This is a genomic window from Lutimonas saemankumensis (assembly GCF_020171465.1).
In the GTDB taxonomy this organism is placed as follows: Bacteria; Bacteroidota; Bacteroidia; order Flavobacteriales; family Flavobacteriaceae; genus Lutimonas; species Lutimonas saemankumensis.
In genome coordinates this window covers 160,000-172,003 of sequence record NZ_JAIUZR010000005.1, presented here as the reverse complement: position 1 = coordinate 172,003, position 12,004 = coordinate 160,000, and the positions used below count along the sequence as shown (strand labels likewise).

The window sequence follows — 12,004 nt, the reverse complement described above, 5'->3', positions numbered from 1 at the left end:
ATTTCTTTATTGATTCAGGTCATTTGAAAACTGATGATAATAAATTAGTTTGCATTTCTTGAAACAAATAAAATATTATGTACACTGAAATACAATCCTATAGAATTTTTATAGATTCAGGCTCCCATAAAATGAGAAGCTTTACCACCATTAATTTATACGATACAGAGGATAATGTAATTGGAGTTCTGCAATTTCATGAAAATGAGATCAAACCCTATGAATCAAAAGACTTGGAGCATGTTCATTTGCAATATCCCATGTCAAAATTCCAAATCATTGTTGATATTTTGAGAAATGAAAAACCTATTTTCATTGGGTACTGGAAAAATCAATATGGTAAATATGGCAGGTTATGTACCGGAAAAGAGCCCGTTGGCGAAGGAGAGATTGAATCTCATTTAATTGCACCATAGACAGAATCCAATATAACTTCATGCTACTTTCTACAAAATCAACCTTTGATAAAAAAATAATACGTCTCGCATGTGCATAATCGTATTTGGTCCAAAATCAATTGTTTATGCCTGTTTTTCGTATTAGCTTAGTTTAAACCAAAATAAATTAAAAATCAAACCCATGAAAAATTATTTACTCGTTTTATTCGCATTTTTATTGTTAGCTGGATGTGATCAGGGGAAAAAACAACAAAATCTTCTTTTACAAAAAACGCAGGAACTGGATTCAGTCTTGAATGTTATGGAAATTTTTAGCCCAGACTTAACTCCTAGAGATGTTACCATTGAGGTTAAATTAATAAAGCAACTTCCAAAAGAATATTTATTAGATACCATAAACATTAACGATTATATACAATTGGTTGAGGGAAATTCAGGTTCTATCATTGGCCAGCCACAAAATTTTACGGTGACCGTATTCGCCGGTAAAAAAGTAAAATGGAAAGGAAAAAAACTTCCTGGTGTAAGTGGACAAAAACCTAGAATCGAAGCTATCACAATGAAAGATGATGTACCAGATAATGTTGATCTTATTGCGAACGGGACAAGAATTGATGGAGATAATGATATGGAGTTTGATGTTAAACAGAACATGAATTTGGGTGACAAAGAACGTTACAAAATCATAATTTCATTCGGTCAAGGTAACAAAAAACAAACCACTACCATCGACCCTGTTCTTAATTACCATCCATAAAAGCCAAGAGATCATAAATGTCACAAAAAAGAGACATAATCAGGGCCCATATATCATCTTTTAGTAAAAAGATGATATATGGTTTTTTTATTTCTCTAAGTACATGTCTATTCGGTCAAGATCAATCACTAGCTGATAGTCTAGAAACAATTTATGTCAACGGAGATTTTGAAGAAGAAAAGAGGCTTGAAATACTCGAGAATCTTGCCATTAAGCACCATGACCTCAAGGCTAAACTAAAGTATTCAGACGAACTTTTGAATCTAGCCAAAGAGATGGACTCGAGCCAATATTTATTTACTGTCTATTTAGAAAAAGGAAATGCTTATAGTGCCTTAGGAGAATATCCGGAGGCCATTGATAATTATTTAAAAGGAAGTGACATTGCAATTCGAGATAATGATTCTATTCAGTTGGCCATGATTTATGGGTCAGTTGGAAACATATATTTACGAATGAGCGAATTTAGAACAAGTGTTCCCTATCAACAAAAAGCCATAACCATCTTAAGAAATAATTTAGACGAAAAAAAAGATACAATAAAGTTAGCAACCTCCATTGAGAATTTAGGTCTTGACTATTTTTATCTAAATAGACCCGATTCGGCAATGATCTACTTCAAGGAGTCTGGTGAGCTGTTCAAAAGTGTTCATGATTCGATCAGTCTGGCATATAACCAATTGAACAAAGGTCTGGTATATGCGCAGAATAAAGATTACGAAAATGCCGAAAAAAACATCAATAATGCCTTTCCGATTATTGAAAAAAAAGGACATTTTGATGTTATGTGCCAAACATTAATCGAAATCTCAGAAATTTATCTCGTTAAAAAAGAAATGGAAAGAGCCTCCGAATCTGCTTATAAGAGCCTTGAACTGGCCATGGATCACAATCTGAAATCTGAAATAAGCCGAGCAAATCTTCAACTTTCCAAAATCTATGAACAGACTGGAAGAGACAAACAGGCCATGCTTTTCTATAAGAATTATATAATCTACCGAGACAGTGTTACCAATCTAGCCTCTTTTCAGGAAATTGCCAATATGCGAACTGATTTTGAGGTTGCTCAAAAGCAGACCGAAATTGATTTAAAACAATCCGAAGTTGAACTTTTAAATCAACAAAAATCAAATCTGAGAATTCTGGCCTTTAGTATGATTGCGCTCTTAGGATTAACCGGCTTCTATTTTAGAAACATTCGAAAGGCGAAGAGAAGATCCGACGATCTGCTACTGAATATCCTTCCAAGTTCAACAGCACGGGAACTTAAAGAAAACGGTAAGGTGAAAGCCAAAAAATTCGATGAAGTAACGGTTATGTTTACAGATTTTCAGGCCTTTACCAAATATTCTGAAAACCTATCACCTGAGATTTTGGTGAAATCCGTTGATTTTTTCTTTTCTAAATTTGATAAAATTATCGATAAATATGAATTGGAAAAAATTAAAACCATTGGAGATGCCTATATGTGTGCGGGCGGACTGACCCATACTTCAGATGAAGAAGTGATCAAGGTCATTCAAGCCGCATTTGAGATCAAAAAGTTTGTTGAAAAGATGAGACATTCCTCAGATGACAGTATTGCTCACTTCAACATTCGAATTGGAATTAATACCGGTCCGGTTGTGGCTGGTGTGGTAGGGACAAAGAAATTTGCTTATGATATATGGGGTGATACTGTTAACATAGCATCCCGAATGGAATCAAATTCTAAAGCCGGAAAAATTAATATTTCTGAAAATACCTATCTGCTGATTAAAGATCATTATGATTGCGAATATCGAGGTGAAATAGATGTTAAGAACAAGGGGATGATGAAAATGTATTTTGTCAAAGGAGCAAAAAAAATCCCCCATAATCCTGTTAAAGATAAAAGTTTCGAAGTTTTGTGTTAACTTTAGGAGCAATTACTGATTAAACTTTATGAGATGAGACAGGATCCTAACAATTATTGGGAGCAACTCGAACGCCTGGAAAAACTGATTCGCGCCTCCGAATTAAAAGCGGGGATTATCTTTTCTTTCCACAGTCTTATCATTGGACTTTTTATTGACCGAATTGAACAGTTTCAGCCTGTGATTGAAACAAGCAAGGTGTTTGTGGTACTTTCTTTTTTATGGATTGGCTGCGTACTGGTATCCATTTATTATTGTTTTAAATGTTTCAAACCTCAGCTTGAATTGAAGTATGACAAGAATGTATTTTTCTTTCGCGATGCTGTATATGGTTTTGGGGATGCTAAAGAATATACCAAGAAACTGATGGAGGTGTGTAATAGCGAACATGAAATGTTTGAACAGTTAAGTCAACAGATTCATATTGAGAGTAAAATAATTGACCAAAAGTTCATCTGCGTTCAAAAATCGATCAAGTTTTTCGGATTGAGCTTTATATTCGTTATCATGGCCCTTGCTTTTTGGCTAGTTACCGTATAAGAGAATTTAATTGCAATGAAAGGATATTACAAGCTTCGAAAACAGATTCTGAAAATCCTGGAAAATAAACTGTCCAAGGATCTTCATTACCATGGCGTCCATCATACTTTGGATGCTTTGGAAACCAGCGATAAATACTTAAGGCATATCAAGATTGACCCTGAGGATGCCAAATTATTGCGATTAGGTATTTTATTCCATGACATTGGTTTTACGGAAACAACTGTCGATCATGAAAAAAAAGGTGCTGAAATAGCTCAAAAGATTCTAAAAGAATACAATTTTGATCAAAAATCGATCAATACGATTACCAATTTGATTTTGGCTACAGAAATCCCTCAACATCCTCAAACTTTATTGGAGCAAATTATTTGCGATGTAGATCTTGATTATTTGGGAAGGCCTGATTTTTATAAGATCAGTGACTCTCTTTTTGAAGAGCTCAAGGTATTGGTAGGCCTTAAGGACAAGAATGAATGGAACAAAATTCAGATTCGATTTTTAGAAAAGCATCAATATCATACGGAGTTTGCCATTAAAAACAGGCAACCAGAGAAAGAAAAAAGAATAGCAGAATTAAAAAATATGATTGTTGAAAAAAATATTTGACTTTTTATGTTAACCTTTATCACTTTAAAGCATAAAAGTTATACCCCCTCATATTTTGACTTAACGCTTGTTTAAAAAACCCTTGTTTCATACAGGGGTTTTTTCTTTGGCTTCAATCGTTAATGCGTCAAGATAAAGTTTAAAATTCTTCTCCTGAACATTCAGTTTCTTTCTTATTCGATACCTTCCGGTTTCAACACCTCTCACAGAAATATTTAAAAGTGGAGCTATTTCTTTGTTTGTTAAATCCATTTTCACAAAGGCGCAAAGTCTTAATTCTCTCTTGGTCAGTTTTGGATTAATTTCAAGTAGTTTATTAAAGAAATCTACATGAACTCTTTCAAAATTAACATCAAAAACTTCCATATACTCCTCTCCAATCCTATGCTGACGGATCTTTGATAAAATTCCAAGGATAGTTTTTCGGTGCACCGTATTCTTCAATCTTTGACCAAATTCCTTTAAATCTTCATAAATATCAACTATAATCTCCTTTTTCTTTACCAGAAGCATCGTATAATTGGCAAGTTCTTTCTGTTGTGCAATAAGATCTTCTTCCAGCTTGTTCTTTGCTAATTCAATTTCCTGACTTACCTGCTTTAGTTTTAATTGTTCTATTTCCAGTTCAAGCAGTCTTTTGGATCTTTCTGATAATTCTTTCTCTTTCTGAACCTGTTTCCGCATTTTTTTTTGCCCTATATGGAAGGTGGTGATTAATGTTAATGCCAGAATCACAAACACTGATAATCGAAACAGGTTGGTTTGGTACCAGGATTTAGGAACTTCAAAAACTGAGGACGCTTCATTTCCAAATTCTCCATTCATATTCCGTGACCTTACCTTAAATTTATAGGATCCCGGACCGAGATAGGTGTATTCCTTAAAATTATTTTCAGTCCAATCCGACCATTCGGAATCTATGCCATTTAATTTATATTGATACTCCCGCTTAACAGATAAAGGCATACCCGGCGAGGCAAATTCGAATCTTAAAACATCTATTTTCCCTGGAATCAGACTTGTCGTGTCAATCTTTTCACCGATCCATTTCTTATCGTCTCCTGAATAATAACTCACCTTAGTCAATACAGTTTCATAAACTTTATCATCAACCTTAGAATCAATTTTATAGAGATATAGGCCATCATTTGCTCCTATAAGGATCTTGTCGTTTTCCATCGGTAAATAAGATTCCATACTTCTGTTTAGTTTTCCTTTCAGATTCAGGAACAGACTTGTCTGAAGAACCGGTTCGGATGTATCATGAGTAAAAAATCCAAATTGATCATCCTGAACAAACCAGGTTCTGGCCTCATCTTTTTCGATACTTGTTGTATTATATTTACTACTTAAAATATTATTCAAAGGCTCGTAAGGCTCGAAATTCTGTCCTTTCTCATTAAATTGAAAAATCCCTGTATTCGTTGTAAAAATTATCTGGTTATCATAACGAGTCACATTGATGTTATAAGGAGAATCCAGCCCATTTTTATCCGTAAAATGTTCCAAAGCATATACACGATCAAGATTATCTTCTAGTTTTAGTTTAAAGACGCCCTTAAATCCGTGGCACACCCAAAACGTGGTCGCATCATCTCCTTGTAAGATATCCCTGCTCGACTCATCAAATCCTTGAACCTTCGAGGTAACCGTCCATTGGCCATCAACAAAGTTCAGCAGATATAATCCATTGTAGCTGGAAGCAAGAAGAATATTCGGCCTGTGATCCACCTTGATTACCTTCCAAAAAGAATCTTGACCAAAAATGAGATCTAACTTATTTCCCAGTAACCTGTACAAGCCGTTATGACCACTGACAATTATTTTCTGATCAATTTTATCGATAGACCAAACTTGTCCGTCCAGTCCGGATATTTTTGAGAATTTCAATTTACCAAATGTATTTAAAGGAGATCTAAACTCCGAAAAAAATACTCCAGAGCTGGTTCCGAGATAGATATTTCCATGGTCTATCAAGATATCATATACTGAAGATCTGTCGAACAGTTGAATATCGGGAAGATCAAACTCAAGGGCTGAAAGTCCGTTATTTTTTAAGATCCAAAAGGTGTTGTCGGCAACAAAAAAATCCACATAGGTTGCACTCGAAACTTCAGAAAACGCCTTGTGGTTTCTTATCAGATCACCCTCCTGAGTCAAGACCAGAATTTCAGACTGATCCGTACCAAGAATATAATTTTTGCCAAATTTTATTGCTGTGGTGAGCTCTTCATAATCATTTTGAAAAATGGAGGCCCACGTGGAAATCGAACCATTTGCGGCATCAACAGAATAAATTCTACCCGCCTTAGTAGCGATATAAAAATGATTCGACTCTGAAGATGGAAGAAATGATGTTATTCCGTTGAAATCCTTGTTTTCGGTATCCAGAAACTCCACCAACCCCTGTTTTTCGCCGTCAAACTTCATGAGTCCGTGGTCATAGTCCATGGCATAAAATTGACCATTAATCACTCCTGAATAGACAAAGAAATTTTTAGGCTTAATATGAGTTATACCATTTGACGATAAAAGTATCAACTCTCCAAAAGATCTAAAAACAATATAGTCTTTGAACGAATGGGCTTGCCATATGTAATCAAAACTGTATTCTGAAAGGCTAAACTTTTCCTTCAAAGAATAGAATCGATAGATTCCGTAATTATCCCTCCTTACAATACCTAACTCATTAAACCCTCCTGCATAGATTTCACCATCCATTGCTTTTACAAGACATGTTGCCTGTGAGTTATTAGGAAGAGATACCTTATGCCATCGTTCTCCATCGAAGACCAGAACCCCGTCATTGTTACCGAAATAAAGAATCCCCTCATCATCTTCCTCCATCGCATAAAATTGTTCACTGGACTTAAAATCGGATATTTTAAATTCCGTTAAACCTGGGTTAAAATGCAACTCAGAAACCTCGTTTTCATGATCCTGAGAATATAACTGGATTACAAAAATAAAAAGCAGGAAACACAGGATAAATCTGGTAACTATATGAACATTTTCCGATCTAAAGAATCCTAAAAAGCGCATAGTAAATCATTTCTTCGAGAAATTAAATGTAATCAATTTAAGTTAAAAAATATGAATTTTATTAATCTGTTTATCAGTATTTTACGGCAAATGATGTATTGCTGACGTAAATACTTCAACCTATGGTGTAACTTTAGTGTAGGTAATTTTTAGGTCGCCTTAAAGTAGGAGGATAAATTTGAGAAGTAAACAAATATACTATACCTATGAAAATAAAACTACTTCTACTTATAATTTTGTTTTCCGGGGCTCTTTCCTGGGGTCAAAATCTAAAAACCCAAGACAAAAAAATAGTCGATTCCAACGGCAATGAGGTGATCCTCAAAGGGGCCGGCCTTGGAGGGTGGATGCTCATGGAGGGCTACATGATGCAGTCTTCAGATGTGGCAGACACACAGCACGAATTCAGAGAAAGGCTTGAAGCGTTAATGGGACAGCAAAAGACCGATGAATTCTTCGATGCCTGGCTGGAAAACCATGTAACAAAAAAAGACATTGATTCCCTGGCCAAATGGGGTTTTAACAGCGTTAGACTCCCTATGCACTACAATCTATTTACACTTCCTATCGAAAAGGAGCCTGTATCTGGTGAAAATACATGGCTCGATAAGGGATTTACCTTGGTTGACGAACTATTGGACTGGTGCGAGGCCAATCAAATGTATCTCATCCTGGATCTACATGCAGCACCTGGAGGACAGGGTGCGAATGCTGCTATTTCAGATTATGATCCTGACAAGCCTTCTTTATGGGAAAGTGAAGAGAACCAAAATAAAACTGTCGCACTCTGGGGAAAGCTCGCTGAAAGGTATAAGGACGAACCATGGATGGGAGGATATGATCTTTTAAATGAAGTCAACTGGAATCTTCCGGGAGGCACTCAGCTTCGTGCGCTTTACGAGGAAATTACCACAGAAATCAGAAAAGTTGATACAAATCATATCATTTTTATTGAAGGGAACTGGTTTGCCAATGATTTTACCGGTTTGACTCCGGCATGGGATGACAATATGGTCTACAGTTTTCACAAGTACTGGTCCATAAATGATCAGGCTTCCATCCAATGGGTTCTTGATCTTAGAGAGTCAGAAAATGTTCCTTTATGGATGGGTGAAGCAGGTGAAAACTCTAACACCTGGTTCCAGGAAGCCATTTCCCTTTTTGAGAAAAATGATATTGGCTGGTCCTGGTGGCCGATGAAGAGAATTGAAACTATTGTAAGCCCTTACAGCATTCCTTTTACCCAGGGTTATAAAGATATTCTGGAATACTGGAGAGGAAATGAAGCCAAGCCTACTGAAGCCGAAGCATTTTCGATCATGATGGAGCTTGCTCTTAAAACGAACAGTAGTTCTTGCGAATACCACAAAGATGTGCTTGATGCCCAGTTCAGACAGATCTTGACGGATGAAACCAAACCTTTTAGCAAACAAACGATTCCTGGTACAATCCATATGTCTGAGTATGATATGGGTAAAAACAATTTTGCTTACTATGATATTGACGCTGCGAATTACCAGTTGTCAACCAATAGTTTTCAGGCCTGGAATTCGGGGTGGACCTATCGAAACGATGGGGTCGATATTGAACAAAATGAAGATGACCTAAACAGTAATGGCTATCATGTAGGATTTACAAATAAGGGTGAATGGATCAATTATACGGTTGAAATAGAGGAAACAGGCCTTTATAAAATGGAGGCACGAATTGCAGGTCAAAATGACGGTGGAGAGTTCCACCTTGCATTAAACAATGAAGCGATTACCTCAACACAAACAACATCTTCATCCGGAGGATGGACAACGTTTGAAACTCAAACCGTAACTGATATTGCCTTAGAAAAAGGAGTACATACGATCACTTTTCATATAGACGGAGCAACCTCTTTTAACATAAGTAGTATGACTTTTTCAAAAACAGGAAACCTTGATGACCTCGATGCTGTGGTGCTAAACGGAGAACTTGGCTTAAACGAATCCACTGTTGAATTAACGGCAAATCAAGGCTTGGACGAAGCAACAATAAATGGTTCATTAGATGACTTTACGCTTTTCGTGAACGACCAGGAAGTCCAATTGACATCTGTTGCTCTTGCCGAGGGAAAAAAACGTACTCTGGTATTGGAAATCAACGGAAAACTACTTTCTTCGGATGAGGTAAAACTAAGCTATAAAGGAACCTCCGTCAAAACTACTTCTGGGAAAAGCTTAAATACTTTTGAAGACCTTATTCTAAAGAATAACCTTCAGGAACGATTTGTAATTCCAGGAAAAATTGAAGCTGAAGATTATTCATCAATGAGCGGACTTCAAACGGAAGACACAAGTGACGAGGGAGGAGGAAAGAATCTTGGATACACCGATCCAGGCGATTATGCTGATTACCTGATCAATGTTACAGAATCAGCCAAATTTACTTTTATTGCCAGGGCAGCCAGTCAATCTGCAGGAGGAAAAATAGGCATCTATTTTGTGAATGAAGATGACAGCGAAACCGAATTATTTACACTGGATCTGCCCGTTACCGGAGGGTGGCAAAACTGGCAAAATGTATTTAGTACCATCGATCTTTCAGAGGGTCATTATACCTTAAGAATGAAAGTTTTAACTGGTGGGTTCAATCTGAATTACATGGAAATAAAAGCACTTGATACGGATCAGGACGGGATTGATGATACTGAAGATGAATGCCCTGACAGTGATCCCGGTGTTGAAGTTAATGAAAAGGGGTGTGAAGTTTTTAAAATTGGATATGACAACTTTGCCATAAGGGTAGAAAGCGAGACTTGTCGTGGAAACAACAATGGTCGTATCAGTGTTACAGCAGAAAAGTCATTTCAATACACCGCTACCCTATCAGGGGCCTCTGAATCCTCAAATAATTTTACCAGTGAAACTGAATTTAACGATTTAGAGGCAGGCTCCTATGAAATCTGCTTTACTTCATCTGAAGATGAGAACTTTATCCAGTGCTTCAATGTGGAGGTAACCCAGCCAGAGGACCTCAGCGTAACCTCCAGCTTAAACGAGGAAAACTCGGTGTTGACTTTAAAGTTATCCGGGTCAAAAAACTACCTCATCACATTGAACGGAACCGAGTATACCACTTCTGATGATTCTTTCAATCTTGTTCTTGAAGATTCAGAAAATCACCTTGTTGTGAAAACTGATCTGGACTGCCAGGGAGAATACAAGGAACTGATCAGTTTCAATACTGCTCCATACTTATACCCCAATCCTGTGCGGGATTACTTTTATGTTTCTGCAGGGAATTTGTCTTCTTCAAATATGGAAATTCAAATTTTTGATGTTACCGGAAAACTTGTTGAAAAGATGACAAGACGAAATAAAAAAGGATCAATTCAGGTGGATGCATCAAGACTTTCAAATGGAGTGTTCTTTGTTAAAATTATTCATGAAAATCAAACATTTAACTATAAAATTTTAAAATAATGAGACGATTCTTATATCTATTTATCGGATTGACAATTCTTTACGCTGGGTTTAGTTGTGGGGACGATGACGATATTGAACCTGTAAGCCCTGGTAAGGCCAGTTTAAATGCCCCGGAAAACAATAAAGATTGTAATGAGGGAACCATTGTATCAGACACTGAAACCGAGGTAACCTTTAAATGGGCTGCCTCTGCAAACTCTGATTCCTATACTCTTGAAGTTACAAATATTGATTCGGGATCTAAAAAATCGGTCAACAGTAACAACACAGAAGCCAAAGTGACTCTTTTAAGGGCTACTTCATATTCCTGGTTCGTGATTTCAAAAAGCAGTAGTTCTTCACTTACAACAAAAAGCGATACCTGGACTTTTTACAATGCGGGTCCTCCGGAAGCCAATCACGTACCTAACCCCGCCACACTTGTAGGGCCTGAATCTGGCAAGGAGGTGAATGAGGGAACCGTTAAACTGGAATGGGCAGGAAGCGACGATGACAATGATATTGCTTCTTATGAAGTTTATATGGACAATTCAAACCCTCCTACAACATTGGTAGGAAGCCCTACTTCAAGTTCACTTGACGTCAGTGTTACTAAAGACCTGACTTACTACTGGCAGGTCGTTACCATTGACGCCATAGGAAATAAATCCACTTCTGAAGTATTTAACTTTTCAGTAGTGGAAGGAGATCCTGTTGAACCATCAGCGAATCTTGTGGCTGACGGCGAAATGAACGATACCGGAGACTGGTCTTATTATCAAATCTGGACCAATAATGACAATAATGTGGAACATGATTTTGTTGATGGTGAATATAAATTCATTGGTGCGGAAGGAACCGCATTTTCAAACGCCATCATTTGGCAGGAGATTGAAGTAGAGGCCGGGAAAACCTATCAATTTAAGATGAATGCCAGAAGTGAGGGAACCTCAGGTTCCTGGATCGAAGTTTATTTTGATAAAACTCCGATCACCGATGGCATGGCCGATTATGGCCCTGACGGGATGGATCTTTACATCAAAAGTTTCGGTGGTGACGTAGAGGGTTGCGGTAATGATGCATTTGATGGAGATGTATTTGAGATTATCAAAGATGGTTGCGTCTTACCCGATGGGTCTCAATTTGATTCGAATGGAAACATAACTTTCCTGGAAAGCGATCTTACAGCAAATGGAACCATTTATCTTGGAATCAAGGCAGGAAACTGGGAAGGTAATTTTGGTACCGGAGTGTATATCGACAATTTAGAGCTTAAAGAGGTTCAATAAACCTGCTCAATGTCCAAATTTATATTTGAATTAAAAAAAG

The 12,004-nt window shown here is 37.0% G+C and carries 8 protein-coding genes; 7 read left to right on the top strand and 1 reads right to left on the bottom strand.

Annotation, left to right across the window (positions count from 1 at the left end; genetic code table 11):
* Positions 1-77: 77 nt before the first annotated feature.
* The 5 genes from LCM02_RS12740 to LCM02_RS12720 all read left to right on the top strand — a co-directional run bounded on the left by LCM02_RS12740 (position 78) and on the right by LCM02_RS12720 (position 4,199).
* The gene (locus LCM02_RS12740) at positions 78-416 is read left to right on the top strand and encodes a hypothetical protein (RefSeq protein WP_224930688.1); all 339 of its coding nucleotides are present in this window, start codon (positions 78-80) and stop codon (positions 414-416) included.
* A 163-nt stretch (positions 417-579) separates the two neighbouring features.
* Complete coding sequence (locus tag LCM02_RS12735) at positions 580-1,155, top strand: hypothetical protein (protein ID WP_224930684.1); 576 nt, start codon at positions 580-582, stop codon at positions 1,153-1,155.
* Positions 1,156-1,172: 17 nt separating this feature from the next.
* The gene (locus tag LCM02_RS12730) at positions 1,173-3,050 is read left to right on the top strand and encodes an adenylate/guanylate cyclase domain-containing protein (protein WP_224930680.1); all 1,878 of its coding nucleotides are present in this window, start codon (positions 1,173-1,175) and stop codon (positions 3,048-3,050) included.
* A 33-nt stretch (positions 3,051-3,083) separates the two neighbouring features.
* Complete coding sequence (locus LCM02_RS12725) at positions 3,084-3,590, top strand: Pycsar system effector family protein (protein WP_224930677.1); 507 nt, start codon at positions 3,084-3,086, stop codon at positions 3,588-3,590.
* Between the two features lie 15 nt (positions 3,591-3,605).
* A complete protein-coding gene (locus LCM02_RS12720) occupies positions 3,606-4,199 on the top strand; it encodes an HD domain-containing protein (RefSeq protein ID WP_224930672.1) in 594 nt (197 codons plus the stop codon).
* A gap of 87 nt (positions 4,200-4,286) precedes the next feature.
* Here the strand turns inward: LCM02_RS12720 and LCM02_RS12715 are convergent, their stop codons facing one another.
* Positions 4,287-7,241, bottom strand: coding sequence for a triple tyrosine motif-containing protein (locus tag LCM02_RS12715; RefSeq protein ID WP_224930668.1), 2,955 nt, complete (start codon positions 7,239-7,241; stop codon positions 4,287-4,289).
* Between the two features lie 206 nt (positions 7,242-7,447).
* Here LCM02_RS12715 and LCM02_RS12710 point away from each other — a divergent pair, with 206 nt between their 5' ends.
* Entirely contained in the window at positions 7,448-10,693 is a 3,246-nt protein-coding gene (locus LCM02_RS12710; RefSeq protein WP_224930665.1) for a carbohydrate-binding protein, read from the top strand.
* Entirely contained in the window at positions 10,693-11,964 is a 1,272-nt protein-coding gene (locus LCM02_RS12705; RefSeq protein ID WP_224930661.1) for a hypothetical protein, read from the top strand. The genes LCM02_RS12710 and LCM02_RS12705 overlap by 1 nt, the downstream gene beginning before the upstream one ends.
* Positions 11,965-12,004: the final 40 nt, after the last annotated feature.